At 74.0% G+C, this 23,932-nt stretch carries 26 protein-coding genes and 1 pseudogene; 16 read left to right on the forward strand and 11 right to left on the reverse strand.

The annotated features are described in order from the left end of the window. Positions 1-48 precede the first annotated feature (48 nt). Entirely contained in the window at positions 49-426 is a 378-nt protein-coding gene (locus G407_RS0101015; protein WP_029029306.1) for a hypothetical protein, read from the forward strand. A gap of 114 nt (positions 427-540) precedes the next feature. Here G407_RS0101015 and G407_RS0101020 read toward each other — a convergent pair whose 3' ends face one another. Further along, complete coding sequence (locus tag G407_RS0101020) at positions 541-732, reverse strand: YdcH family protein (protein ID WP_029029307.1); 192 nt, start codon at positions 730-732, stop codon at positions 541-543. 203 nt (positions 733-935) lie between these two features. On the opposite strand from G407_RS0101020, the gene G407_RS0101025 reads away from it, so the two are divergent. From G407_RS0101025 to G407_RS0101050, 6 genes are all read left to right on the forward strand, one after another. After that, complete coding sequence (locus G407_RS0101025; RefSeq protein WP_029029308.1) at positions 936-1,145, forward strand: YdcH family protein; 210 nt, start codon at positions 936-938, stop codon at positions 1,143-1,145. Between the two features lie 32 nt (positions 1,146-1,177). After that, entirely contained in the window at positions 1,178-1,705 is a 528-nt protein-coding gene (gene purE, locus G407_RS0101030; RefSeq protein ID WP_029029309.1) for a 5-(carboxyamino)imidazole ribonucleotide mutase, read from the forward strand. After that, the gene (locus G407_RS0101035) at positions 1,702-2,787 is read left to right on the forward strand and encodes a 5-(carboxyamino)imidazole ribonucleotide synthase (RefSeq protein ID WP_029029310.1); all 1,086 of its coding nucleotides are present in this window, start codon (positions 1,702-1,704) and stop codon (positions 2,785-2,787) included. Before purE ends, G407_RS0101035 begins: the two co-directional genes overlap by 4 nt. A gap of 196 nt (positions 2,788-2,983) precedes the next feature. Continuing rightward, entirely contained in the window at positions 2,984-3,214 is a 231-nt protein-coding gene (rpsU, locus tag G407_RS0101040) for a 30S ribosomal protein S21 (protein ID WP_029029311.1), read from the forward strand. Between the two features lie 183 nt (positions 3,215-3,397). Further along, positions 3,398-4,246, forward strand: coding sequence for a tetratricopeptide repeat protein (locus G407_RS0101045; RefSeq protein ID WP_029029312.1), 849 nt, complete (start codon positions 3,398-3,400; stop codon positions 4,244-4,246). Positions 4,247-4,265: 19 nt separating this feature from the next. Continuing rightward, on the forward strand, positions 4,266-5,309 hold the full coding sequence (locus tag G407_RS0101050; RefSeq protein WP_029029313.1) for a DUF2332 domain-containing protein: 1,044 nt from the start codon (positions 4,266-4,268) through the stop codon (positions 5,307-5,309). 440 nt (positions 5,310-5,749) lie between these two features. Here G407_RS0101050 and G407_RS0101055 read toward each other — a convergent pair whose 3' ends face one another. From G407_RS0101055 to glyA, 5 genes are read right to left on the reverse strand one after another with little or no spacing between them, the layout of a single operon-like run. Then, the gene (locus G407_RS0101055) at positions 5,750-5,992 is read right to left on the reverse strand and encodes a hypothetical protein (protein ID WP_029029314.1); all 243 of its coding nucleotides are present in this window, start codon (positions 5,990-5,992) and stop codon (positions 5,750-5,752) included. Between the two features lie 54 nt (positions 5,993-6,046). Further along, on the reverse strand, positions 6,047-6,673 hold the full coding sequence (locus G407_RS0101060) for a riboflavin synthase (RefSeq protein WP_029029315.1): 627 nt from the start codon (positions 6,671-6,673) through the stop codon (positions 6,047-6,049). A gap of 3 nt (positions 6,674-6,676) precedes the next feature. After that, positions 6,677-7,840 carry a bifunctional diaminohydroxyphosphoribosylaminopyrimidine deaminase/5-amino-6-(5-phosphoribosylamino)uracil reductase RibD gene (gene ribD / locus G407_RS0101065; protein WP_043538612.1) on the reverse strand — a complete coding sequence of 388 codons (1,164 nt, stop codon included), beginning with the start codon at positions 7,838-7,840 and terminating at the stop codon, positions 6,677-6,679. Beyond that, positions 7,837-8,391, reverse strand: a complete 555-nt coding sequence (nrdR, locus tag G407_RS0101070) for a transcriptional regulator NrdR (RefSeq protein ID WP_029029317.1) — start codon at positions 8,389-8,391, stop codon at positions 7,837-7,839. Before nrdR ends, ribD begins: the two co-directional genes overlap by 4 nt. A 16-nt stretch (positions 8,392-8,407) precedes the next feature. Beyond that, the gene (gene glyA / locus G407_RS0101075; protein WP_029029318.1) at positions 8,408-9,712 is read right to left on the reverse strand and encodes a serine hydroxymethyltransferase; all 1,305 of its coding nucleotides are present in this window, start codon (positions 9,710-9,712) and stop codon (positions 8,408-8,410) included. A 318-nt stretch (positions 9,713-10,030) separates the two neighbouring features. Between glyA and G407_RS0101080 the strand changes: the two genes are divergently transcribed. Beyond that, entirely contained in the window at positions 10,031-10,735 is a 705-nt protein-coding gene (locus G407_RS0101080) for a glutathione S-transferase family protein (protein ID WP_029029319.1), read from the forward strand. Between the two features lie 6 nt (positions 10,736-10,741). Here the strand turns inward: G407_RS0101080 and G407_RS0101085 are convergent, their stop codons facing one another. Then, the gene (locus G407_RS0101085; protein WP_029029320.1) at positions 10,742-14,536 is read right to left on the reverse strand and encodes a hypothetical protein; all 3,795 of its coding nucleotides are present in this window, start codon (positions 14,534-14,536) and stop codon (positions 10,742-10,744) included. A 33-nt stretch (positions 14,537-14,569) separates the two neighbouring features. Next, the gene (locus tag G407_RS0101090; protein WP_029029321.1) at positions 14,570-15,985 is read right to left on the reverse strand and encodes an FAD-binding oxidoreductase; all 1,416 of its coding nucleotides are present in this window, start codon (positions 15,983-15,985) and stop codon (positions 14,570-14,572) included. 211 nt (positions 15,986-16,196) lie between these two features. Between G407_RS0101090 and G407_RS25015 the strand changes: the two genes are divergently transcribed. Continuing rightward, on the forward strand, positions 16,197-16,733 hold the full coding sequence (locus G407_RS25015) for a thioesterase family protein (RefSeq protein WP_043538614.1): 537 nt from the start codon (positions 16,197-16,199) through the stop codon (positions 16,731-16,733). A gap of 66 nt (positions 16,734-16,799) precedes the next feature. Beyond that, on the forward strand, positions 16,800-17,552 hold the full coding sequence (locus tag G407_RS30075; RefSeq protein ID WP_052340798.1) for an NUDIX hydrolase: 753 nt from the start codon (positions 16,800-16,802) through the stop codon (positions 17,550-17,552). Here G407_RS30075 and G407_RS0101105 read toward each other — a convergent pair. Both G407_RS0101105 and parA read right to left on the reverse strand, forming a co-directional pair. Continuing rightward, on the reverse strand, positions 17,549-17,971 hold the full coding sequence (locus tag G407_RS0101105; protein ID WP_029029322.1) for a phasin family protein: 423 nt from the start codon (positions 17,969-17,971) through the stop codon (positions 17,549-17,551). The genes G407_RS30075 and G407_RS0101105 overlap by 4 nt on opposite strands. Continuing rightward, on the reverse strand, positions 17,968-18,612 hold the full coding sequence (gene parA, locus G407_RS0101110) for a ParA family partition ATPase (protein ID WP_029029323.1): 645 nt from the start codon (positions 18,610-18,612) through the stop codon (positions 17,968-17,970). Before parA ends, G407_RS0101105 begins: the two co-directional genes overlap by 4 nt. A gap of 157 nt (positions 18,613-18,769) precedes the next feature. On the opposite strand from parA, the gene G407_RS0101115 reads away from it, so the two are divergent. The 4 genes and pseudogenes from G407_RS0101115 to modC all read left to right on the forward strand — a co-directional run. Continuing rightward, positions 18,770-19,177: a winged helix-turn-helix domain-containing protein gene (locus G407_RS0101115; RefSeq protein WP_052340799.1), complete on the forward strand. Its 408-nt coding sequence runs from the start codon at positions 18,770-18,772 to the stop codon at positions 19,175-19,177. 58 nt (positions 19,178-19,235) lie between these two features. Beyond that, entirely contained in the window at positions 19,236-20,033 is a 798-nt protein-coding gene (modA, locus tag G407_RS0101120) for a molybdate ABC transporter substrate-binding protein (protein ID WP_052340800.1), read from the forward strand. Between the two features lie 22 nt (positions 20,034-20,055). Beyond that, positions 20,056-20,757: a molybdate ABC transporter permease subunit gene (gene modB, locus G407_RS0101125; protein ID WP_029029326.1), complete on the forward strand. Its 702-nt coding sequence runs from the start codon at positions 20,056-20,058 to the stop codon at positions 20,755-20,757. Next, a pseudogene (gene modC / locus G407_RS25025) lies at positions 20,754-21,452 on the forward strand (molybdenum ABC transporter ATP-binding protein); the annotation flags it as partial. The gene modB and the pseudogene modC, both read left to right, overlap by 4 nt. Positions 21,453-21,511: 59 nt before the next feature. Here the strand turns inward: modC and G407_RS0101135 are convergent. Further along, complete coding sequence (locus G407_RS0101135; protein ID WP_029029327.1) at positions 21,512-22,411, reverse strand: helix-turn-helix transcriptional regulator; 900 nt, start codon at positions 22,409-22,411, stop codon at positions 21,512-21,514. Between the two features lie 70 nt (positions 22,412-22,481). Here G407_RS0101135 and G407_RS0101140 point away from each other — a divergent pair, with 70 nt between their 5' ends. Next, on the forward strand, positions 22,482-23,195 hold the full coding sequence (locus G407_RS0101140; protein ID WP_029029328.1) for an ABC transporter permease: 714 nt from the start codon (positions 22,482-22,484) through the stop codon (positions 23,193-23,195). Further along, positions 23,188-23,919 carry an ATP-binding cassette domain-containing protein gene (locus G407_RS0101145; RefSeq protein ID WP_029029329.1) on the forward strand — a complete coding sequence of 244 codons (732 nt, stop codon included), beginning with the start codon at positions 23,188-23,190 and terminating at the stop codon, positions 23,917-23,919. Before G407_RS0101140 ends, G407_RS0101145 begins: the two co-directional genes overlap by 8 nt. Positions 23,920-23,932: the final 13 nt, after the last annotated feature.

Here is a 23,932-nt window from a genome sequence, read left to right on the forward strand (position 1 = left end):
GCCCGCGAGGCGCGACGGACCACGAAGCCGTATCGGAGCGCCGACGCCGTGTCTCAGCCCCTCCTCCTCTCCCTCGCCGCCGTGTCGGCGGCCGTCACCGCGCTCGTCCACCTCCTGGCGGGCGGCGCGCACATCGCGCGGCCGCTCCTGCGCGGCGACGGGCTGCATCCGGCCGTGCGCGACACGCACTACTTCTGCTGGCATCTCGTCACGATCGCGCTGGGCGGTGTGGCGCTCGCCTACGCGCTGGCGGCCGGCGGGCGCGCGAGCCTCGAGCTCGCCGTCGCGGCGACCGTGTTCAGCGGCGCAGCGGCGATCCTGAACGTCGTGCTGGGCGTGCGCGGCGGGCATTGGCCGTGGCGCATGCCGCAATGGGCCTTCTTCCTGGTCACCACCGTGCTGGGGACGTACGGGCTGCTGCTCTGACCGGCGCCCCCTCGAAAACGAAAACCGCCGCTCGGTCTCCCGAACGGCGGCGACGCTGCCTGGGGCTTCACGACGCCCCGTCTACTCGGCCTCTGGAATGCGATGACCGCTCCGTCAGTGGAGCGTCTCCTCCACGCGATCGCCGTCGCGCAGGCGCGTCATCTGGTCCTTGAGAACCAGCTTCCTGCGCTTGAGCCGGGCGATCTCCTCGTCGCTCGTCGAAGGGCTCGTCACCGCCTTCTGGATCTCCTGCTCGAGTGCCTGGTGCTTGCGCTCGAGCTCGGCCAAGTGGCTATTCAGCGACATGCGTCGTCTCCCTTCCAGTGTTCGCTTCGAACGCCTCGATGCTCTCACAGAATCATTCGCCTGTCGAAGCTTTCTCGTGCTGCGCCGCAACCCTGAAGAGTTGAACGGCGACGCTCGGACCTTGACGGCGGCGGGGTTTTGTCGCTCTTGGTGTGCAATGCGTGAAGACGCACCGGCTCGTTTGGTCACGGTGGAGCGCGAGAGTGGACGACGGGGTTGATTCCGCCGAGCTGCAGTCCGAGCTCGCGCGGCTGAAGGAGGAGCACCGCGATCTCGACCGGGCGATCGAGGCGCTCGAATCCGCGCCGGTGTACGATCGCCTCCAGCTGCAGCGGCTGAAGAAGCGCAAGCTCACGCTGCGCGACCGCATCCACCGAATCGAGGACGAGATCCTCCCCGACATCATCGCCTGACGGGCGTTCTCGCCCACCCGCGAGGGAGCCGCATGACCGAGACCACCCCGCCCGCGCGGCCCCCCGTGGCCATTGTCATGGGCAGCCAGTCCGACTGGGCGACGATGCGCCATGCCGCCGAGACGCTCGACGCGCTCGGCGTCGCCCACGAGGCGCGAATCGTCTCGGCGCACCGCACGCCCGAGCGGCTCTTCGCCTTCGCGAAGGGCGCGAAGGCGCAGGGCGTCGAGGTGATCGTGGCCGGGGCCGGAGGGGCGGCGCACCTGCCGGGCATGGTCGCGGCGCTCACCCCGCTGCCGGTGTTCGGCGTTCCGGTCGAATCGAAGGCGCTGTCGGGCGTCGACAGCCTCTATTCCATCGTGCAGATGCCCGCCGGCATCCCCGTCGGGACGCTGGCGATCGGACGCGCCGGCGCGATCAACGCGGCGTTGCTGGCGGCCGCCGTCCTGGCGCTCCGCGACCCCGCGCTCGCGGAGCGGCTGGAGGCGTGGCGGGCACGCCAGTCGCAGAGCGTCGCCGAGCATCCGACGGACGCGCCGATCGTGGAGGGCGTGCGATGAGCGGGGTCGCGCCCGGCGACGTCCTCGGCATCCTGGGCGGCGGCCAGCTCGGGCGGATGATCGCGGCCGAGGCCGCACGGCTCGGCCTCCTGGTGCACGTCTACAACGACGCGCCCGCGAGTCCCGCCTTCGATGTCGCGGCCCGCGCCACCACGGCGGATTTCGCGGACGGCGAGGCGCTCGCGGAATTCGCCCGCCACTGCGCCGTCGTCACCTACGAGTTCGAGAACGTGCCCGTCTCCGCCGCCGAGACGGTCGCACGCTGGGCGCGGCTGCGCCCGGGCCTCGCCGCGCTCGCCACCGCGCAGGACCGGCTCGCGGAAAAGCGCTTCGTCGAGGGGCTCGGCATCCCCGTCGCGCCCTTCCGCGCCGTGTACGACGCGGCCTCGCTCGCCGCCGCGCTGGCGGAGCTCGGGCGGCCCGCGATCCTCAAGACGCGGCGCTTCGGCTACGACGGCAAGGGCCAGGTCGTGATCCGCGAGGGCGACGATCCCGCCGCGGCGCTCGCCGCCATCGGCTCCGCGCCGGCGATCCTGGAGGGCTTCGTGCCCTTCGCCGCGGAGGTCTCCGTCGTGGCCGCCCGCGCGCCGGACGGCAGCCTCGCGGTCTACGACCTGTGCGAGAACCGCCACGAGAACGGCATCCTCGCCCGCACCAGCGTTCCCGCCGCGGTCGCGCCCGCGACGGAGGCGGCGGCCCGGGACGTCGCGGCGCGCATCGCCGCGGCGCTCGACTATGTGGGCGTTCTCGCGGTGGAGATGTTCCTCGTGCGCGAGGGCGCAACCGAGCGCCTCGTCGTCAACGAGCTGGCGCCGCGGGTGCACAATTCCGGCCACTGGACGGATTTCGGTGCCGCGACCTCGCAGTTCGAGCAGCACGTGCGCGCCGTCTGCGGCTGGCCGCTCGGCCCGACCGCACGGCGCGCCCCGATCGTCACGATGGACAACCTGATCGGCGGGGACGCGGGCGCCTGGCGCGACCTCCTCGCCGACGAGGGGGCGCGGCTCACCCTCTACGGCAAGGGCGAGGCCCGGCCGGGGCGCAAGATGGGGCACGTCACGCGGCTCTCGGAGGCGCGGTGAACGCCAGCGCACGCAGGCGTTCGGGGCCGGTCTCCGGGACCGATCTCGGGCCTCGACAGCCCTCGGCGATTCTGCTAAGCGCAGCATCCACCGGCCGAGGCGCGCGAGAGGCGCGAGCCTGCGCTCGGCCGTCCAGGTTCCCGTAGCTCATCCCGCATCCGACATCGCCGGCGCATCAACCGAAGGAACTCGACGCGTGCAGGTTCTCGTCCGTGAAAACAACGTCGATCAGGCGCTCCGCGCGCTCAAGAAGAAGATGCAGCGCGAGGGCATCTTTCGCGAGATGAAGCTGCGCGGCCATTACGAGAAGCCCTCCGAGAAGAAGGCGCGCGAGAAGGCCGAGGCCGTCCGCCGCGCCCGCAAGCTCGTGCGCAAGCGGATGCAGCGCGAGGGCCTGCTGCCGTCGAAGCCCAAGCCCGCCCGCTGAGGCGCGCACGCGGGACCGATGTGGCGATCCGCGGCTCGGAAAGGGCCCGGAATCGCCCCATTCGTGTCTCAGGTGGCCATGGAAGCCGGCTTTCGGCGGGCGGCCTCGCACCCTAGTATGCACGCGAGCGACGGGGCACGGGCGCAGAACGACGGGCGCGCATCGCGCCGGGGAGAGGCGAGCATGATCACGACCAACGACGGGACGCGCCGCGGCATGCGGCTGACGGGGCTCCTCCTGGCCGGCATCGCGCTCGCGGGCTGCGAGACCGTGGCGCGCGGCCCCGCCCAGCAGGTCGCCGTGCTGGAGCGTCAGGACAGCGCGGTGGCGGGCACGAACATCGCCTCGCTCACCGAGGTGATCCGCAACAATCCGGACGACGCCACCGCCTACAACACCCGCGGCGCCGCCTACGCGCGCACCGGCGAGTTCCGCGAGGCGCTCGCGGACTTCACACGCGCGATCGAGCTCGACCCGGCGAACGCCGCCGCCTTCACCAACCGCGCGCTGGCGCTGCGCCAGACCGGCCGCGACGACGAGGCGCTCGCCGACTTCACGCGCGCGCTCGCGTCGAACCCGAACTACGCGCCGGCGCGGATCGGCCGGGCCAACCTGCTGCGCGCGCGCGGCGACACGGCCGCGGCGCTCACAGACCTGAACGAGGCGCTGCGGGTCAACCCCGAGTCGGCCGAGGCGCACCACGCCCGCGGGCTCGTCTACCAGCGCCTCGGCCAGCATCGCGAGGCGGTGCTCGACTTCGACGCCGCGATCGAACGCAATCCCTATGTCGCCGCGCCCTACCAGGGCCGCGGCCAGAGCCTGATCGCGCTCGGCGACTACGACAAGGCGATCGAGGACCTCAACGCCTCGCTCAACGTGCAGTCCCAGAACGCCGACGCCTGGGCCTGGCGCGGCGTCGCGCTGGAGCGCTCGGGTCAGGCGGACGAGGCGCGCGAGAGCTACCGCCGTGCGCTGTCCATCGACGCGTCGAACAGCATCGCCCGCGAGGGCGCCGGTCGCGTGCGTGCCTGATCCGGCTCACCGCCCGGCCGTGACCCCGCTCCCCGAACTCGTCCGCGCCGCGTTCCTGCGCCAGGCCGAGGCCTGCCGTGCGCTGGGCTCGCCCTTCACCGCCGACCTGTGCGGGCTCCTCGCGAAGCAGCTCGACACGGATAGCGCCTTCGGGCGCCGGATCGCGTCCTGGGAGGGCGACCCGGGCGCGGACGCACTGGCGCTGCGCGCCGCGGGTGCGCTCAACGCGCTGGCACGCACCGGCCGCGTCCCCGCCCTGACACGGGCCTACCCGCCCGCCGGCTTCGACGCCCCACGGATCGCAGACGCGCTCGCGGCGTCACTCGCCGCGGAGGACGCGTTCCTCACGGCCTACCTCGACTCCGCGCCGCAGACGAACGAGGTCAAGCGCTCCGGCGCGCTCATTGGCGCCCTGCTGATCGTGGCGCAGAAGACCGGCCTGCCGCTGTCGCTCCTGGAGATCGGCGCCAGCGCCGGGCTCAATCTCGGGCTCGAGCGCTACGGCTATGCGCTCGCCGTCGCGGCGCGGGAGGGCACGAGCCCGGTCGTGATCCGCTGCGCCTGGCGCGGCGCGCATCCCGACCCGGCGACGCCGCTCGTCGTCGCCGATCGCGCCGGCTGCGACCGCAATCCGCTCGATCCCGGCGCGCCGGCGGATCGCGAGCGGCTGCTTTCCTACATCTGGCCGGACCAGCCGGATCGGCTCGAGACCACGGCCGCCGCCTGCGACGTCGCCGCCGCCGCACCCTGGCGGGTCGAGCGCGCCGATGCCGCCGACTGGATCGAGGCGCGGCTCGCGCAGGCGCCGCGGCCGGGGGTCGTGACCGTCGTCTTCCATACCATCGTCTGGCAATACCTCCCCGCCCCCGCGAAGGCCCGGATCGAGGCGGCGCTCGCCGCAGCCGCCGCCCGCGCCAGCGCCGACGCGCCGCTCGCCCGGGTGGCGATGGAGGCGGACGAGACCCGCGGCTCGGCCGCGCTGACGCTGACGCTCTGGCCCGGCGGAGAGACGCAGGCGCTCGCGCGCGCCGACTTTCATGGGCGCTGGGTGGCTTGGGAGTGACGTCTCACCAGGGGTGGCTGGTCGATTCACGCATCGTCCCGGATCACTCGGGTTCTGCACGAGCAGCGTCGCAGAGACTGCGCGCCGAGAGCGCCGATGCTTCTCCTTCCCTGTAGGGGAAGGTGGATCGGCGCGCAGCGCCGAGACGGATGGGGCGCGCGGCACGCGCGTTCGGCAAAGCCGAAACGAACGGGGCGCGAACCCGGAGACCAAAACTTGCGCTTCGCGGAACGCATCGCTGCGCGCCGCGCCCCATCCGTCACCGCGCCTTCGGCGCGGCGCCACCTTCCCCTACAGGGAAGGAGAAAGCCTGCCTCGACCTTCGGCGCAAACTCGGCATCGACTGGGGCGCCCGGAGATGTGTGCCGACGCTAGCCAGGTATGGAGAGGGACGCCGGCCCGATGATCGCGCCGGGCCGATAGGACCACGGTCGGTGCCGTCAGCGGTAGGCGTCGTCACTGTCGCGATCGTCGCGGATCAGGTCGACGCTGCTTCCGGGAAAGCGCGGTCCCATGGCCGAGATCCGCTCCGCGATGTCCAGGAACTCCGCCTGCGAGGGCGCCATGAAGGAGCGCAGCGCATCCAGGGCCACGTCACTCACCGACTTGCCCTGCGCCCGCGCAAGGGTCTGGAGACGTGTGAAGACCTCGTCGGCGACGTCGCGAATGAGGATTTCGACCATTTGCGGCTCCATCGGTCGCGAGAGGATCGCAGACCCGACGCGCCGCGCCAACCCCTACCCCCGCGCCTCCACCAGCCGCGCGGCATACCGCGCCATCAGGTCGACCTCGAGGTTGACCCGGTCGCCCGGGCCCTTCTCCGCGAAGGTCGTGTGCGCGAGCGTGTGGGGGATGAGCAGGACGGAGAAGACGTCCCCGTCCACGGAGTTCACCGTCAGCGAGCAGCCGTCGAGCGCGACCGAGCCCTTCTCGGCGACGAAACGCGCGAGGGGAGCGGGAACGCGCAGGTCGAAGCGGGCGGTCGCGCCCCAGCCGGTCTCCTCCGCGGTCACCTCGCTGCGCGCGACGATCTCGGCGAGCCCGTCCACGTGGCCGGTGACGATGTGGCCGCCGAGCTCGTCGCCGATCTTGAGAGAGCGCTCGAGGTTGACGCGGGTCCCCTCCCCCCAGGCGCCGACGGTTGTGCGCGCCAGCGTCTCCGCCGCCGCGTCGACCCTGAACCACATGTCGCCGGCCACACCGCCCAGCTCCACCACCGTGAGGCAGGGTCCGGAGCAGGCGATGGAGGCGCCGATCGCGATCGTCGCCGGGTCGTAGTCGCAGGCGATCGTGAGGCGCCGCTGGTCGGTGCGGTCCTCCACCGCCGTGACGCGACCAATCGTCGTGACGATGCCGGTGAACATGGCTCACGCCCTCTCGTAGTGCTGGAATACGTCCTCGCCCGCGGGCTCCTCGGAGACGAGCCGCAGGCGCGTCTCGAGGTGGCGCGCGAGCGCGGGGCCGACGGCAGCGAGGCCGGGCGCCGCGAGCCGGCGCGGACCCGTCGCGATGGCGAGCTCGTCCACGAGATCCGCCTGCGCCAGCCCCTCGGCCAGAGCCGGCCCTCCCTCGCAGAAGACGCGGGTGACGCCGCGCACGGCGAGCAGCCGCAGGCCCTCGTCGAGCCGCACGCGCCCGCGCTCGTCGGCGCCCACCCGCATCACCTCGACGCCCGCGGCGACGAGCCGGCGCTCGGCGGCGACGGGCGCGTCGATCGTGGTGATCACCCAGGTCGGCGGTGCGCCGGCGCTCTGGACGATCCCCGCCTCGAGCGGCAGCGCCAGGGTCGAATCGACGACGACGCGAACCGGCGAGCGGTGCTCGAGCCCCGGCAGCCGCGTCGTCAGCCGCGGGTCGTCGGCGACGACGGTGTTGAGGCCGACCAGGATCGCGTCCGCATGCGTGCGCATCAGGTGGACGCGGGCGTTCGCGAGGGCGCCGGTGATCAGGAGCCGCTCGTTGGAGGCGGCGGCGGCGTAGCCGTCGGCGGTGCGGGCGAGCTTGAGCAGCACCGCCGGGCGGCCCTTGGTCACCCGCGTGACGTGGCCGATGTGGCTGCGCGCGGCCTCCGCCTCCTCGATGCCGCCGGTGACGGCGAGACCCGCCTGGCGCAGGAGCGCCGCGCCGCGCCCGCTCACCCGCGGATCGGGGTCGGCCAGCGCGTAGACGACGCGGGCGACGCCGGCGTGGATCACCGCCTCGGCGCAGGGCGGCGTCTTGCCGTGGTGCGAGCAGGGCTCGAGCGTGACGTAGAGCGTCGCACCCCGCGCCGCCGGCCCGGCGGCATCGATCGCCACGCGCTCGGCGTGCGGGCGCCCGCCGGGCTGGGTGATGCCGCGGGCGACGACCACCGGCTCGCCGGAGGCGTAGGAGACGAGGACGGCGCCGACGCTCGGGTTGGGCGCGGTCAGGCCGAGGTTGCGCCGCCCGATGGCGAGCGCATTGCGCATGTAGACGACGTCGCGCTGCGCCTGCGCATCGCCGGCGGTCATCTCTCCGGCGACGGGTGCGCGCCCCGCGGCCGGGCTCATCGCACGCCGCTCGCGGCGGGATCGGCGGACGTGGAGGCGGGCTCCCGGCTGGCCGGCTCCTCGGCCGGGACCGCGGCGGCGACGGCCGCGTTCGCGCCGGCGGCGCGGCCGAGCCCGATCAGCAGCTCCTCGAAATCCTTGGGCTCCCGGAAGCTCTTGTAGACCGAGGCGAAGCGCACGTAGGCCACGTCGTCGAGATTCTTGAGCCCCTCCATGACGAGATCACCCACCTGCTCGGAGGAGATCTCGGTCTCGCCGGAGGATTCGAGCTGGCGCACGATGCCGTTGACCATGCGCTCGACGCGCTCGGCGTCGACCTCGCGCTTGCGCAGGGCGACGTCGATCGAGCGCTGGAGCTTGTCGCGGTCGAACGGCACCCGCTTGCCCGAGCGCTTCACCACGACGAGCTCGCGCAGCTGCACGCGCTCGAAGGTCGTGAAGCGCCCGCCGCAATCGGGGCACACGCGCCTGCGCCTGATCGAGGCCGAGTCTTCCGCCGGCCGCGAATCCTTCACCTGCGTGTCGAGGCTTCCGCAATAGGGGCAGCGCATGTGCGCCCGCGTCTCCTCAGCCGTAGATCGGGAAGCGGCCGGTGAGGGCGTGGACGCGCTCCTTCACCGAGGCCTCGACGGCGCCGTTGCCGCCCTCGCCGTTCGCCGCGAGCCCGTCGAGCGTCTCGACGATCAGCCGGCCGACCTCCTGGAACTCGGCCACGCCGAAGCCCCGCGAGGTCGCCGCCGGGGTGCCGAGCCGGACGCCGGAGGTGACCATCGGCTTCTCGGGGTCGAACGGCACGCCGTTCTTGTTGCATGTGATGTGCGCGCGCCCGAGCGCCTGCTCGGCGGCCTTGCCGGTGAGCGACTTCGGGCGCAGGTCCACGAGCATCAGGTGGTTGTCGGTGCCGCCGGAGACGATGGCGTAGCCGCCGGACTTGATCGTGTCCGCCATGGCGCGGGCGTTGTCGACCACCGCGCGGGCGTAGATCTTGAACTCGGGACGCAGCGCCTCGCCGAAGGCCACCGCCTTGGCGGCGATCACGTGCATCAGCGGCCCGCCCTGCATGCCGGGGAACACCGCCGAGTTGAACTTCTTCGCCAACGCCTCGTCGTTCGTGAGGATCATGCCGCCGCGGGGTCCGCGCAGGGTCTTGTGCGTCGTCGTGGTGGCGACGTGGGCGTGGGGGAACGGCGAGGGATGCGCGCCGCCGGCCACGAGCCCGGCGAAATGGGCCATGTCGACCATGAACCAGGCGCCGACCTCGTCCGCGATCTCGCGGAAGCGGGCGAAGTCCCAGTGCCGCGAGTAGGCCGAGCCGCCGGCGATGATGATCTTGGGCTTGTGCTCGCGGGCGAGGCGGGCGACCGCGTCCATGTCGATGAGGTTGTCGTCCGGCCGGACGTTGTAGCTCACGACGTTGAACCACTTGCCCGACACGTTCACCGGCGCGCCGTGCGTCAGGTGCCCGCCGGCGGCGAGGTCGAGGCCCATGAACGTGTCGCCGGGCTGCATCAGCGCCATGAATACCGCCTGGTTCGCCTGGCTGCCGGAGTTCGGCTGCACGTTGGCGAAGCCGCAATCGAACAGCCGGCGGGCGCGCTCCTGGGCGAGCGTCTCGGCGACGTCGACGAACTGGCAGCCGCCGTAGTAGCGCCGGCCGGGATAGCCCTCGGCGTACTTGTTGGTCATTACCGAGCCCTGGGCCTCGAGCACCGCCCGGGAGACGATGTTCTCCGAGGCGATCAGCTCGATCTCCATGCGCTGGCGGCCGAGCTCGGCCTCGATGGCCGCGGCGATCTCGGGATCGACGTCCGCGAGGCCCGCCGAGAAGAAGGAGTTGGACAGGTGGGTCCCGGTCGCTTCGCTCGCGCTCATGGTTCGCCTCGCTCGTGCCCCGCGTCGCTCACCGGCGCGACGCGACGGGGCCGTCCGCACGCACGCCCGCGGACGCCTGCCACGTCCGCCCGATCTCAGATGGGGCGTCTATCATGGGGGGACAGGGGCGGCAAATCGTGAATGGATGCGACATGGAGCGGGTGTTGCATCGACGTTGGCCCACTTCGGGGGGCGTTACGTCGAACACCTTGCACCCACGCCAACCCGCCCTGGCGCGCGGCCTCGTTGCTCCGGGCTTCCGCGCGACCATCTGTCAAAGCGACGATACGGCACAGCTCGCCGGAAAGGCCCCCCCCGATGACCGACCTCGCCACCCACCCGATCGCGACCCGCTTCCCGCCCGAGCACCCCGAGCGCCTCCAGCTCTACTCGGCCCCCACGCCCAACGGCGCGAAGGTTTCGATCATGCTGGAGGAGACGGGCGTCCCGTACGAGCCGCACTACGTCGCCATCGGCGAGAACGAGACCTGGACGCCGGAATTCCTGGCGCTGAACCCCAACGGCAAGATCCCCGCGATCATCGATCCGGACGGCCCCGGCGGCAGGCCGCTGGCGCTGTTCGAGTCGGGCGCGATCCTGCTCTACCTCGCGGAGAAGACCGGCCGGCTCCTCCCCGCCGACCCGGCCGCCCGCTGGGAGACGGTGCAGTGGGTGATGTGGCAGATGGGTGCGGTGGGGCCGCTCTTCGGGCAGCTCGGCTTCTTCCACAAGTTCAAGGGCCGCGAGATCGAGGACCCGCGCCCCAAGGAGCGCTACCGGGCCGAGGCCGAGCGGCTCCTGAAGGTGATCGAGACGCGGCTCGAGGGACGCGACTGGATCATGGGCGCGGACTACACGATCGCCGATATCGCGCTGCTGGGCTGGGTGCGCACGGTGGTCGGCTACTACGAGGCCGGCGACATCGTCGGCTGGGACGCGCTCTCGCGCACGCCGGCCTGGCTGGAGCGCGGCCTCGCCCGCCCGGCCGTGCAGCGCGGCCTGACGATCCCCTCGCAGAGCTGACGCGGCTCAGCGCGCCGCGGCGGGGGGCGCCTCGATCGAGGGCGGCGCGAGCACCTGCTCGCTGAGGAAGCGGCGCAGCGCGTCGGCGTCGAAGGTCGCCGGCTCGGGGCGCGCGCCGCTCGTCGGCGGCGGCGCATCGACCGGCGGCGGCTCGCGCGCCGCCTCCTCCGCGGCCCGCCGGGCTTCCTCCGCGGCCCGCCGGGCCTCCTCCTCCTCGGCGCGCCGGGCCTCCTCCTCGGCGACCCGCCGGGCCTCCTCGTCCGCCGCTCGGCGCGCGTCCTCCTCCGCCAGCCGGCGGCGCTCTTCCGCCTCCGCCGCCTGCCGGGCCCGCTCCTGCGTCAGAGCCTCGAGCGAGCGCAGCTCGGCGTCGCGGCGGGCCTCCTCCGCGGCGCCGCGCTCGCGGATCTCCTCCCGGCGGCGGCGCTCGGCCTCCACCCGCCACTCCTCCGCGCGCTCGCGGCGCAGCTCCAGCATGCGCGCCTCGTCGATGCGGCGCTGGCGCTCGCTCGCCTCGCGCTCGAAGGCCTCGATGCGGGCGAGCTCGCGCTGGAGCACGATGGCCGCGATGCCGTTCGTCAGCGGCCCGACGTCGACCGTGCGGGCGAGATCGCCGATCGGCCCGGCGAGGGTGACGCCGATCATCGGCGCGGGTCCCTCCCAGCCCTGCGGCGAGTCCTTCCCGCGCAGGAAGCCGCGGATCTCCAGCGTCAGCGCACGCAGGTCGAGCGCGACCGCCCCCTCGAAGTCCCCGCCCGCCGCCTCGGCGCGCACGGGCGAGAGGCCGAGCACGCCCGAGACCAGCGTCACCGGCGCCTCGACGGCGTCGACCCGCAGCGGCCCCTCGTCGAGCGCGGCGGAGACGTAGGTGTCGATCCGCCGGCCACCGAGCGGATCCTCCTCGGCCAGGGCCCGGTCGAGCCCGCGGCCGATCGCCGACGGGTCGGCGCCCGGCACGACGACGTCGGTGATCGTCATCTGCCCCTCCCCCGCGAGCGCGCCCACCACCTCGGCGATGCTGCCGCCGGACCCGCCGAAGCCGATCGTGCCGGTGAGCCGGCCCTCGACGGCGAGGTCGGGAGCCAGCTGCGAGAGCGCGAGATCGGCGAGGGAGGCCTCGCCGACGATGGACGCCCGCTCGGCGGCGGGCCGGCTCAGCGTCAGGTCCGCGGCGATACGCCCGTCCGCGAGTGCGCCTTCCAGCCCGGTGATCGCGATGCCGTCGCGCTCGAGCGCGACGTCGAACCGCGCGCCCTCGGCGACATAGCCGCGCCCGAGGGAAAGCTGCGGCACGATCACCGTGGCGCTGCCGCGCTCGAGCGGGCGCGCCAGCGCGGCGAAGGCCTCGCGCGACCAGGTCGCGTCGCGCCCCTCCAGCACGTCCCCGAGCGCGAGGGCCTCGACCAGCCAGGGCAGCGACAGGCGCGCGGTGCGGATCTCAGCGCGCGGGGGTCCGTCCGGCGGCAGGGTGGCGTCGATGCGCACGCTCGTCTCGGCGATGTTGCCGCCGGCCTCGAGCAGCGTCTCGACGCCCTCGCGGCGGATCGAGGCCCGCAGCGTCGCCGGCACCGGCGCCTCGGCGACGATCCGGCCGCCGAGCAGCGCGAATGCCGGGCGCAGGTCCTGTGCGACGAGGTCGACCTCCCCGCCGATCGGCGCGAAGTCGATGGCGTCGAGCACGAGCGGGCGGCTCGTGTCGAGCCGCAGGCCCGCGACGTCGGCGGTGACGCGGGCGACGAAGCGGTCGGGTCCGCTGCGGCCCAGCGTCAGCGCGACGAGGGCGGGCTCGCCGGCGATCGTCTCGGCCACCGCCGCGCCGCCTTCGGCGCCGAGCCAGCCGGCGACGTCCGCGGTCGAGAGCTCGAGCTCGAGCCGCTCGGTACGCCCGTCGAGGGTGAGCCATCGCGCCGCGATCGGCCCGCCGGCGGCAGTCCCCTCGATCGCCGTGCGCAGCCCGCCCGCCGCGGCGCCCCGGGCCTCGGCGAGCCGCTCGACGGTGAGCGCGACGTCGAGCGCGCCCTCGCGCAGGAAGCCCGGGATGAGGGCCATCGCCTCGCCGAAGGCCACGCGGCCGAGGAGCGCGATCAGCGGCTCGGCCTCGACCGCCGCGAGCCGCCCCTCGATGCGCCCGGCCCCGTCCTCGCCGATGCGCCCGGAAACGGAGACCTCCGCGCCGGCGAGGTCGGAGATCTCCAGCGTCTCGATCTCGATCCCCTCGCCTTCGGACCTCAGCCGTGCGCGGATGCGCCCCGCGCCCTCGGCGCCCTCGAAGCGGACGTCCTCGGCGTCGAGCACGAGATCGACGTCGAGCGCGCGCGGCAGGTCGGAGAGCGCGGAGAGCTGCGGCAGGCGCGCGACGTCGAGGCCGTCCGCGGCGATCTGCGCCGAGAGCGCCGGCCGCCCTCCGGGGCCCTCGGCGTCCCAGCGCACGGTCCCGGTCAGCGCCGTGTCGCCGGCGGCCAGACGCAGCGACGAGAGGGCGACGAGGTCATCGCGCCAGACGACGTCGGCGGCGACGTCGAGCGGCTGGCCGTCGAGCAGATCGACGAGCGGCCCCTCGACCCCGGAGCGGCGCAGGAAGCGCGCGAGGCGCGCGCCGTCTTGCGTGACGAGGCTCGCGCGTCCGTCGGCGCTCGGCGGGCCGTCGAGCCCGACCTCGCCGGAGAAGCGCGCCCGCGCGTCGCCGGGCAGCACGGCGGCGGCGGAGCGCACCAGCAGCCGATCGCCCGCGGTCGTGAGCGAGACCGCGAGGCTCGAGATCTCCTCATCGAGGAGCGCCACGCTGTCGGCGGCGAGATCCAGATCGACCGGCAGGCCGAGCCGCCCGTCGGCGGCGGCGGCGAGCGCCGCCCCGAGCGGGCTGTCGATCACGCGCTCGGCGACGAGCCGGCGCGTCGCGAGGTCGAGCGACAGCCGCGGATCGTCGAGAGCGACGAAGCCCTCGCCCTCGAGACGCGTCCCGGACCCGGCGTCCCCGGCCTCGATCGAGAGCTCGCCGAGCGAAACGCCGCGCCCGGCGGTCGCGAAAGCCGTCTCGATCACGAGGGGCGCGGCGTCCGGCTCCGCGGCGGCGACGATCATGCGCCCCTCTCCGGAGAGCGTCGCCGTCCAGAAGCCGCCGCCCGACGGCGCGAGCGCGAGCGCGCCCTGCGCGTCGAAGCGCACCGGCCCGTCCTCGCCGGCCTGGAAGCGCATCGCCATCACCCGCTCGACGTCGAAACGACCGGTCGCGAGGCGGAACGGCAGGTCCTCGGCGACGCCGTCGATGCGGTAGGGGCCGCCCAGCGCGTCGGCCGAGAGCCGCACGTCGGCGATGTCGAGCCAGCGGCGCTCCTCCCCCTCGGGCGAGACTGCGACGACGGCGAGCGTGTCGGCGCGCAGGTCGTCGAAGGCGAAGCGCGCGCCGCCCTCGGTCCCCGGCGCGAAGGCGGCGGGCAGGCGCAGACCCTCGTCGCCGCGGGTCGGCACGCGGATCGCGGCGGCGGCGGCGCGGCCCGAGGAGAAGCGCACCTCGCCGCGGAGGAGCGGCGCGAGCTCGATCTCGGCGACGACGTCGACCGCCGCGAGCGAGGCCGCGCCGCGATCGGCTCCGCCGATCGAGAGCCGCCCCACGCTCAGCCGCGGCGAGGGCAGGAGGCGCACGTCGAGCGGCCCCTCGGTCCGGATCGTCGCCCCCGCGGCCCGCGACAGCGCGCGCTCGACCTCCCCGCGACGCAGGTCCCAGTCGATCAGGGGCGGCGCGACGAGCGCCGCCGTGAGCAGGACGATGACGAGCCCCGCGAGCGCGGTCAGGATGTCACGCAAGACGAACAGATCCTCGTGTCGACCGTGCCCGGGTCAGGGGACGAGGACCTTTCCCGGGTTCATGATGTCGTGAGGATCGATCGCACGTTTGATCACGCGCATCAATTCCACGGCGGGCGCGCCGTGCTCTTCCTCGAGGAAGTGCATCTTGCCCTGCCCGATGCCGTGCTCGCCGGTGCAGGTCCCCTCCATCGACAGCGCCCGCGCGATCAGGCGCTCGATGAAGCCGTGGACACGGGCCACCTCGTCGGGATCGGCCGTGTCGACGAGGGGCAGGACGTGGAAGTTGCCGTCGCCGACGTGCCCGAGGATCGTCGCGACGATCCCGGCCTGCGCCATGTCCGCCGACGTCTCCTCGACGCAGTCGGCGAGCCGGGAGATCGGGACGCAGACGTCGGTGGAGACGCCCTTCGCGCCGGGGCGTCGGGCGAGCGCCGCCCAGTAGGCGTCGTGGCGCGCCTGCCAGAGCCGCGTGCGGCTCTCGGCCTCGGTCGCCCAGGCGAAGCTCCCGCCGCCGCACTCCCGCGCGATCTCGCCGAAGCGCTCGGCCTGCTCGCGCACGCCCGCCTCGCTGCCGTGGAACTCGACGAAGAGCGTCGGCGCCTCCTCCAGCGCGAGCTTGGAATAGGCGTTGCAGGCGGCGACCTGGGCGGCGTCGAGGAGCTCGATCCGCGCGACCGGGATACCGGACTGGATCGTCAGGATCGTCGCCTCGCAGGCGGCGCGCACGGACGGGAAGGGGCAGACGCCCCCGGAGATCGCCTCGGGGATGCCCTGCAGCCGCAGCGTGATCTCGGTGATCACGCCGAGCGTGCCCTCCGAGCCGACGAGGAGGCGGGTGAGGTCGTATCCCGCGCTCGACTTGCGCGCCCGGCTCGCGGTGTGGACGATCTCGCCGCTCGGCACGACGGCGGTGAGCGCCACGACGTTCTCGCGCATCGTGCCGTAGCGCACGGCGTTGGTGCCCGACGCGCGGCAGGCGACCATGCCGCCCAGCGAGGCGTCGTATCCCGGGTCGATGGGGAAGAAGAGGCCCTGGTCGCGTAGGTGCGCGTTCAGCCGCGTGCGGGTGACGCCGGGCTCGACCACGCAGTCGAGGTCCTCGGCGTTCACCCGAAGGATCGCGTCCATCCGCCCGAGATCGACGCAGACGCCGCCGCAGGGCGCGTTGACGTGGCCCTCGAGCGAGGAGCCCGTGCCGAATGGGACGACGGGCACGCGGTGCTCGGCGCACAGGCGCACGATCGCGGCGACCTCCTCGGTGGTGCGCGGGAAGACGACCGCATCCGGCGGCTGGGGCGGGACCCAGGTCACGGTCGCGGCGTGCTGGGCGCGCACCGCCTCGGCGGTGGAGAGGCGCTCGCCGAAGCGGGCCGAGAGCCCCTCCACGACGGCGCGGAGAGCCTGCGGGTCGGGCCTGTCGCGGAGCGGGCGCGTGGGTGCCTTCATGGACGTCCTCCGGGAGCGTGCGCGCGTCCCGAGACACGTGTGGCGGCGCACGGAGCGACTGGAGATTATCAGGGCGTGATGATGCGCGACACCCGTCGGTGAACGGTCGACTCCGCGGTATGGGAAACTGAAACGATTTAGCCCGCCTCCCGGGCTGGACGATCGCTCTCATATTGGGCACGTTGATCGGAACGATGCCAGAGAGGCTCCTGTGGCCGAGCATGTGCCGACCCCGATCTTCTTCTTCGCGCCGTTCGTCTCCTCGACGATGCGGGTCGAGGACACGTGGATCGACTATAACGGCCACATGAACCTCGCCTACTACCACGTCCTCTTCGACCGCGCGCTGGACGAGGCCTTCGGGATGGTAGGGCTCGGGCCGGACTACGTCGCCGAGCGCCGGGCCTCCTACTTCGCCGCGGAGGCGCACGTGCTCTATCGCCGCGAGCTCGTCGCCGACGATCCGGTGCGGGTGACGCTCCAGCTCCTCGACAGCGACGAGAAGCGCTTCCACGTCTATCTGGAGGTCCGCCACGCCCGCGAGGGCTGGACGGCGGCGACCTGCGAGATCCTCTCGCTACACGTCGACATGACCACGAAGCGCGTGACGCCCTTTCCCGATGCGGTCCGCGACAATCTGGAAGTCATGCGCGCCGCCCACGCCCGGCTGCCGCGGCCCGACGTGGTGGGGCGGACGATCGGCATCCCCAGCGCCGAGCCGGAGCGCGTGACGGGCACGCGGCACTGAGGTCGGCGCTCGCGCGTTCCCTCACGCGAGAGGACCGCCCCGGAAGCCGCGCCACGGGACCGCACCATGTACCTGCCCGAAGGCTACGCCCCGCTCTTCGTCGACGGCACGCCCGAGCCGATCGGCGCAGTGACCGGTCCCGTCGCGGGCGTCCTGTCCGGGCTCGCCGCGGCGCGGCCGGACGGCTTCGCCCTCCCGGCCGGCGACCTGCAGCGGGCGCTCGACGCGGCCGTCGAGCGGCTCCTCGCCGCGGGCCTGTGCCCGCCGCCCCGGGGCGAGGCGATCGGCGTCCTGGCGGGGCGGGACGGGGCCGAGCTGGCGCGGGTGGATCGCGCGGCCGCCGAGCCGCTGGGGCTCCTCGTGCGCAAGGTCTGCCTCGTCGGCCATGTGGACGGCACCCCGCGGCGCGTCTGGCTCGCCCGCCGCGCGACGGGGCAGCGCACGGCGCCGGGCCTGCTCGACACGACCGTCGCAGGCGGCGTGCCCGCGGGCGCGACGCCGGACGAGACGCTGCGCGAGGAGGCCCGGGAGGAGGCGAGCCTCACGCCCGAGCGTCTCCGCGAGGCCCGGCCCGCCGCACGGCTCGACCGGCTCTCGCCGGGGCCCGACGGGCTCTCGCGCGAGGACCTCCTCGTCTGGGACCTCGCGATGACGCCCGACGAGCGCCCCGCCCCCCGCGACGACGAGATCGCCGGCTTCGAGCCGTGGCTCCTTCCCGACCTGGCTCGGGCGCTCGTCGTCGCTCGCGACTTCAAGCCGGGCGCGGCGATCGTGCTGCGGGATGCGCTCGCGCGGTGGGGCGCCGCGAGCGGCGGCTAGAGCCACCCACCCGTCCACACCCGCGCCGCGGCGCGGTGCATCCGCGCCCAGCTCTCGGCGACGCGGGCGGCGTCCTCGAAGCCGCGCGCGGCGGCCTCCTGCGCGAGGGCGAGCTGGGTCGCCGCGAGATCCTGGGGCGTGCGGCAGGCCGCGAGGCGCCCGAGGCCCGCCACGTGGCGCTCGGCGGGCGCGCGCAGCGCCGCCGCGCAGTCGCGCTGGAGCCGGCCGAGGCATTCGGACAGCGAGAGCGGATCGTGCCCCTCGGCCGCCGCCTGCGCGGACGGCGCGCCGGCGGCGGCGACCCAGGCGTCGGCCGAGACCTCCGCCGGGCGGCGGCGACGCGCCTCGACGGGTGCCGCGCGGCGGGCGGCGGCGGCGCGGCGCGCGGCGGCGGGTCCGAACTCGACGACGGTGCTCACGCGGCGTCCTTTCGCAGATGGCGCCGGGCGATCTCGGCGACCAGGGCGGCGATCTCGCGGGCGGCCTCGCTCGCCGGCGCGGCCTCGGCGACGGAGAGCCCCTGCGCGGCGCTCTCGGCGAAGACGACGCGCTGGCACAGCGCCGGCTCGAGCACCGGCATCTCGAACGGCTCCAGCGCACCCGTCACGTCGCGCCCGATCGCGGTGTTGGCGATCTTGCGGTTGATGACGAAGGCGCCGGTGAGCCCCTCGCGGTAGATCTGCGCCTCGCGGATCAGCTCCACGGTCTCGCGCGCGGCCCAGATGTCGTAGGGCGAGGGCTGGACCGGGATGAGGACCGTGTCGCTGGCGAGGATCGCGGCGCGGGCGAGGTCGTTGGCGCGCGGCGCGCCGTCGATCACGACGGCGTCGTAGCCCGCGGCCAGGCTCGGCAGGTCGCGGTGGAGCGTCGGCTTGGCCATGCCGACGACCGGGAACAGCGGCTCGCGCTCTCGCGCGCTCGACCAGGCGAGCGCGGAGCCCTGCGGATCGGCGTCGACGAGGAGCACGCGCCGCCCCTGCGCCGCGAGGCCCGCCGCGAGGTTGACGGCGATCGTGGTCTTGCCCACACCGCCCTTCTGGTTGAGCACGCCGACGATCACGGGATCGCGCATCCTTGTCCGAGCCGTTCGCGCGACGATACCAGACCAGCGCCCGGCCGTCAGGGGAAAAGCCGCCGCACGCGCGGTCACGACAGGTGAACTTTCGGTCGACACGCCTCTATGCTGGGCAGTCGGACGCGTAGGGAACGAGGACGAGATGGCGCGGGACACGGACGGGATCGGCGAAGGCGGGCGACCCGGCGCGTTCCTGCGCATCCCCCTCGGCCCGGACATCGCGGTGGGTCCCGGCAAGGCGGACCTGCTCGAGGGCATCCGCGAGACGGGCTCCATCGCCGCGGCCGGGCGGCGCATGGGCATGAGCTACAAGCGCGCCTGGATGCTGGTCGAGACCATGAACCGCTGCTTCGAGGCCCCGCTGGTCGAGACCAGCCGCGGCGGACGCGAGCAGGGCGGCGCGCGGCTCACCGAGGGCGGCGCGCGGGTCCTCGCACTCTACCGCGCCATGCAGGAGAAGACGCAGCATGCGGTGGCCGCCGACATGGAGGCCATGCGCGCCATGCTCCGCGATCCCGCCGATCGAGGCGATATGTCTGAGCGAAAATAACGCTGGAACGTGGCCGTGCGGCCCGATATGTTTTCGCGAACCGGTCGAGGACGACACCATGATCAGGCACGCTCGCAAGCAGGCTCTCGAGCACGCGCTCCTGGCATTGCTCGTCGCAGCCGCGCTCGCCCTCGCCGCCCCCGCGGCCCGCGCCCAGGACGCCGTCGTCTTCGCCGCCGCGAGCCTGAAGAACGCGCTCGACGACGCCGCCGCGCTCTTCCGGGAACGGACCGGCCGGCGGATCGCGATCTCCTATGCGGGCTCCCCCGCCCTCGCCCGCCAGATCGAGCAGGGCGCGCCGGCCGATCTCTTCGTCTCCGCGAGCATCGAGTGGATGGACCACCTCTCCGCGGCGGGGCTGATCCGCGACGAGAGCCGCATCGATCTCCTGGGCAACCGCATCGCCCTCGTGGCGCCCGCCGCGTCCGACGTCGCGATCGCCGTCGCGCCGGGCTTCGACCTCGCCGGCGCCCTCGGCCCGGACGGGCGCCTCGCCATGGCCGAGACGACCGCCGTGCCGGCGGGCATCTACGGGCGCGCGGCGCTGGAGCATCTCGGCGTGTGGGAGAGCGTCGCGGACCGTGTCGCCCAGTCGGAGAACGTGCGCGCCGCCCTCGCCCTCGTCTCCCGCGGGGAAGTGCCGCTCGGCATCGTCTACACGACGGACGCGACGGCGGACGAGAAGGTGCGCGTCGTGGCGCTCTTCCCGGAGGAGACGCATCCGCCGATCGTCTACCCGGCGGCGCTGACGCGCGAGAGCGAGAGCGCGGCCGCGGCCGACTTCCTCGCCTTCCTGCGCACGCCCGAGGCCCGCCCGCTGCTCGAGCGCCAGGGCTTCGCGGTCCTGGGCGAGTGAGGCGCGAATGGGTGACGCGGACATGGGCTGGCTGGCGCTCTCGCCGCAGGAATGGGACGCGGTGCGGCTGTCCCTCCTCGTCTCCTTCTGGGCGACGATCGCGAGCCTGCCGCTGGGCATCGCGGTCGCGTGGCTGCTCGCGCGGGTCTCGTTTCCCGGCAAGGCGCTGGTGAACGGCCTCGTGCACCTGCCCCTCGTCCTGCCGCCGGTCGTCACCGGCTACGTCCTGCTGCTGCTCTTCGGCCGGCGCGGGCCGATCGGCGCCTTCCTCGCGGAGACCTTCGGGATCGTGCTCGCCTTCCGCTGGACCGGCGCGGCACTCGCCTGCGCGGTCATGGGCTTCCCGCTGATGGTGCGCGCGATCCGACTGGCCATCGAGGCGGTCGACCCGAAGCTCGAGGCGGCGGCGGGGACGCTCGGCGCGGGGCGGATCGCGACCTTCCTCGTCGTGACGCTGCCGCTCGTCCTGCCGGGGATCATCGCCGGCATGATCCTGAGCTTCGCCAAGGCCATGGGCGAGTTCGGCGCGACCATCACCTTCGTCTCCAACATCCCCGGCCAGACGCAGACGCTGCCGTCGGCGATCTACACCTTCACGCAGGTCCCCGGCGGCGAGGCCGGCGCGCTCAGGCTCACGCTCGTGTCCGTCGCGATCGCCTTCGGCGCGCTCCTCGTCTCCGAGCTCCTGGCGCGGCGGGCGCAGGCGCGGGTGGGGATCGCATGAGGCAGGACGGCGCGCCGACGCTCGAGATCGCGCTGCGCCACCGGCTCGGCGCCTTCGACCTCGACCTCGCCTTCGCGAGCGACGCGGGCGTGACGGCGCTGTTCGGCCCGTCGGGCTCCGGCAAGACGACGGTCGTCGACGCCATCGCCGGGCTGGTGCGGCCGCAGGCGGGGCTCGTGCGGATCGGGGGCGAGACGCTCACCGACACCGAGGCCGGCGTCCTGGTGCCGCCGCACCGCAGGCGCATCGGCCTCGTCTTCCAGGACGCGCGGCTCTTCCCGCACCTCTCGGTGCGCACGAACCTGCTGTTCGGCCGCTGGTTCGCGCCCCGCTCCGCACCGCGGGTCGCGCTGGAGCCGGTGGTGGCGCTGCTCGGCATCGAGCATCTGCTGAAGCGCCGGCCCCGCGGCCTGTCGGGGGGCGAGCGCCAGCGCGTCGCGATCGGCCGCGCACTCCTCTCCGCGCCCCGCCTCCTCGTCATGGACGAGCCCCTCGCCTCCCTCGACGACGCGCGCAAGCAGGAGATCCTGCCCTACCTTGAGCGCCTGCGCGACGAGGCGCGGGTGCCGATCGTCTACGTCAGCCACTCGCGCTCGGAAGTGGCGCGGCTCGCCGGCACCGTGGTGCTGCTGCGCGAAGGGAGGATCGTCGGGCGCGGGACGCCGCGGGAGATCCTGGCGCGCGGCGAGGCGAGCGAGACGGCGCCCGCCCGGAGCGCCGCGCGGGCGCGCCGGCTCGGCCGCTGGTCGCCGGGTCAGGCGTTGAACACGACGCGCCCCGCCTCCGAGAGATCGTAGCCGCCCTGCCGCTGCGCCGCCGCCGCGAGCGCCGGGTCGCGCAGGAAGCGGATCAGCCCCTGCACGGGCGGCTCGAAATAGTCGCGCCGGCGCATCACGAGATCGAACGGCTCGACCACGCCGATCGGGACGAAGTCCAGCCCCGCGGCCATCGCCGCCGCGCGCACGCCGACGCCGGCGTCGGCCTCGCCGGCCGCGACGAGGCTCGCGAGGTCGGCCTGGGTCTGCGCCGGCCGGGCGGCGCGCGGCAGCGCGTCCGCCGCGATGCCGGCGCGGGCGAGGAGCGTATCCGTCAGGAGCCGCGTCCCGGCACCGTCGGGCCGCGGCGCCAGGCGCGCGCCCGAGGACGCGAGGTCCGCCACCGTGCGGATGCCGAGCGGGTTGCCCGCCGCGACGACGAGGCCCTGCTCGCGGGTGCAGAAACGGATCATCACGATATCGGGGAACGGCAGGGCGCGGCGTACCGCATCGACGTTGTAGGCGCCCGTGTCCGGCTCCAGCAGGTGGACGCCCGCGAGCGCCGCCTCGCCGCGCGCGAGCCGCTCGAGCCCGTCCAGCGAGCCGCGCGCCAGCACCGCGAGCCCGCTCTCGGAGCTGCGCAGCGCCCATTCGAGCAGCGGATCGGACGAGCCGGCGTAGATCGCCGGCGGCGGGCTCGCGAATCGGCTCGGCGCCTCGGTATGCGCCTCGAGCCAGCGATCGACGAGGCGGCGCGAGAACAGGAGCTTGCCCGTGGCGCGGGTGCAGGGGATCTGCCCACGCCCCGCCATCTCGTAGACGGTTCGCTCCTTGAGCCTCAAGTAGGCGGCGACCTCGGCCGTCGTCATCAGGTCCACTGCATTTTTCTCCGTTCTCATGCAATAATTCCGTTCTTGCCGGTTTCCGTCGCCGAATCCAGAATGGGGGACACCGTACGCAGATCTCCCGATGTCCGATTCAGCCTTCGCCGCCGCCTTCGGCCTCGTTCTCGCGCGCGATCCCGCGCTCGTCGAGATCGTCGTGCTGTCGCTGCGCGTGACGCTCAGCGCCGTCGTGATCGCCTGCGCGATCGGCCTGCCGCTGGGCGCCGGGCTCGCGCTCGCACGCTTTCCCGGGCGCGGCGCCGTGATCGTGCTGGTCAACGCGTTGATGGGGCTGCCGCCGGTCGTGGCGGGGCTCGTGCTCTACATCGTGCTCTCCCGCTCCGGCCCGCTCGGGGATCTCGGGCTCCTGTTCACGCCCACCGCGATGATCCTCGCCCAGGCCGTGCTGATCCTGCCGATCGTCACCGCGCTCACCCGCCAGACGGTCGAGGACCTCTGGGAGGAGTATCGCGAACAGCTCATCTCGCTGGGCTCGTCCCGCGGCCGCGCGATCCCGACGCTCCTGTGGGACGCGCGCTTCTCGCTCACGACGGCGGTCCTCGCCGGCTTCGGACGGGCGAGCGCCGAGGTCGGCGCGGTGCTCATCGTCGGCGGCAACATCGCCGGCTACACGCGCACGATGACCACGGCGATCGCCCTGGAGACGAGCCGCGGCGACCTCGCGCTGGCGCTGGGGCTCGGCATCGTCCTGCTCGCGATCACGCTCGCGCTCAATGCGGGCGCGTACGGAAGCGCGCAGCTCGGCGCCAGGCTGGCGGGTCGAGGCGCCGATGCGTGAGACGCCCTCGATCCTGCCGCTGCGCCTGGAGGGCGTCGGCTACGAGGCCGGCGGCCGCCGGCTCCTGGCCGACGTCCACCTCGAGGTCGCGCGCAGCGCGCGCATCGCCGTGGTCGGTCCCAACGGCGCGGGCAAGAGCCTGACCCTGCGCATCGCCCACGGCCTGATCGCGCCGAGCGCCGGGCGGGTCGCGTGGTCCGGCCCGGCGGCGAGCGCGGCGCGCGCGGGGCGCGGGCACGCGATGGTGTTCCAGCGCCCGGTCCTGCTGCGCCGCTCGGCGCGCGCGAACCTCACCCACGCGCTCGCGCTCCACGGCGTCGCGCGCGGCGAGCGCCGGCGGCGGGCCGACGACGCGCTCGCCCGTTTCGGCCTGGCCTCGCTCGCGGGTGCGCCCGCGCGCGTGCTGTCGGGCGGCGAGCAGCAGCGCCTCGCCATGGCGCGGGCCTGGGCGCTCTCCCCCGAGCTCATCTTCCTCGACGAGCCGACCGCGCCCCTCGACCCGGCCGCGACCCGCGGCGTCGAGGACGTGATCCGCACCTTCCAGGCGGAGGGCGTCGCCACCGTCATCACCACGCACGATCTCGCCCAGGCCCGGCGGCTGGCGGAGGAGATCGTGCTGATGCACCGCGGACGGGTCGTCGAGCAGGGACCCGCGGATTGCTTCTTCACCCGGCCGCAGAGCCCCGAAGGCCGCGCCTTCGTCGCGGGGGAGCTCCTGTGGTGAGGCGCGATTCCGA

It is taken from the genome of Salinarimonas rosea DSM 21201, from assembly GCF_000429045.1.
In the GTDB taxonomy this organism is placed as follows: domain Bacteria; phylum Pseudomonadota; class Alphaproteobacteria; order Rhizobiales; family Beijerinckiaceae; genus Salinarimonas; species Salinarimonas rosea.

Bases quoted from the DNA above. Each gene is read 5' to 3' on its own strand.
- G407_RS0101020 (WP_029029307.1), bottom strand. From the start codon at position 732: ATGTCGCTGAATAGCCACTTGGCCGAGCTCGAGCGCAAGCACCAGGCA.
- purE (WP_029029309.1), top strand. From the start codon at position 1,178: ATGACCGAGACCACCCCGCCCGCGCGGCCCCCCGTGGCCATTGTCATG.
- G407_RS0101035 (WP_029029310.1), top strand. From the start codon at position 1,702: ATGAGCGGGGTCGCGCCCGGCGACGTCCTCGGCATCCTGGGCGGCGGC.
- G407_RS0101045 (WP_029029312.1), top strand. From the start codon at position 3,398: ATGATCACGACCAACGACGGGACGCGCCGCGGCATGCGGCTGACGGGG.
- G407_RS0101055 (WP_029029314.1), bottom strand. From the start codon at position 5,992: ATGGTCGAAATCCTCATTCGCGACGTCGCCGACGAGGTCTTCACACGT.
- G407_RS0101060 (WP_029029315.1), bottom strand. From the start codon at position 6,673: ATGTTCACCGGCATCGTCACGACGATTGGTCGCGTCACGGCGGTGGAG.
- ribD (WP_043538612.1), bottom strand. From the start codon at position 7,840: ATGAGCCCGGCCGCGGGGCGCGCACCCGTCGCCGGAGAGATGACCGCC.
- nrdR (WP_029029317.1), bottom strand. From the start codon at position 8,391: ATGCGCTGCCCCTATTGCGGAAGCCTCGACACGCAGGTGAAGGATTCG.
- glyA (WP_029029318.1), bottom strand. From the start codon at position 9,712: ATGAGCGCGAGCGAAGCGACCGGGACCCACCTGTCCAACTCCTTCTTC.
- G407_RS0101080 (WP_029029319.1), top strand. From the start codon at position 10,031: ATGACCGACCTCGCCACCCACCCGATCGCGACCCGCTTCCCGCCCGAG.
- G407_RS0101090 (WP_029029321.1), bottom strand. From the start codon at position 15,985: ATGAAGGCACCCACGCGCCCGCTCCGCGACAGGCCCGACCCGCAGGCT.
- G407_RS30075 (WP_052340798.1), top strand. From the start codon at position 16,800: ATGTACCTGCCCGAAGGCTACGCCCCGCTCTTCGTCGACGGCACGCCC.
- G407_RS0101115 (WP_052340799.1), top strand. From the start codon at position 18,770: ATGGCGCGGGACACGGACGGGATCGGCGAAGGCGGGCGACCCGGCGCG.
- modA (WP_052340800.1), top strand. From the start codon at position 19,236: ATGATCAGGCACGCTCGCAAGCAGGCTCTCGAGCACGCGCTCCTGGCA.
- modB (WP_029029326.1), top strand. From the start codon at position 20,056: ATGGGCTGGCTGGCGCTCTCGCCGCAGGAATGGGACGCGGTGCGGCTG.
- G407_RS0101135 (WP_029029327.1), bottom strand. From the start codon at position 22,411: ATGAGAACGGAGAAAAATGCAGTGGACCTGATGACGACGGCCGAGGTC.
- G407_RS0101140 (WP_029029328.1), top strand. From the start codon at position 22,482: ATGTCCGATTCAGCCTTCGCCGCCGCCTTCGGCCTCGTTCTCGCGCGC.
- G407_RS0101145 (WP_029029329.1), top strand. From the start codon at position 23,188: ATGCGTGAGACGCCCTCGATCCTGCCGCTGCGCCTGGAGGGCGTCGGC.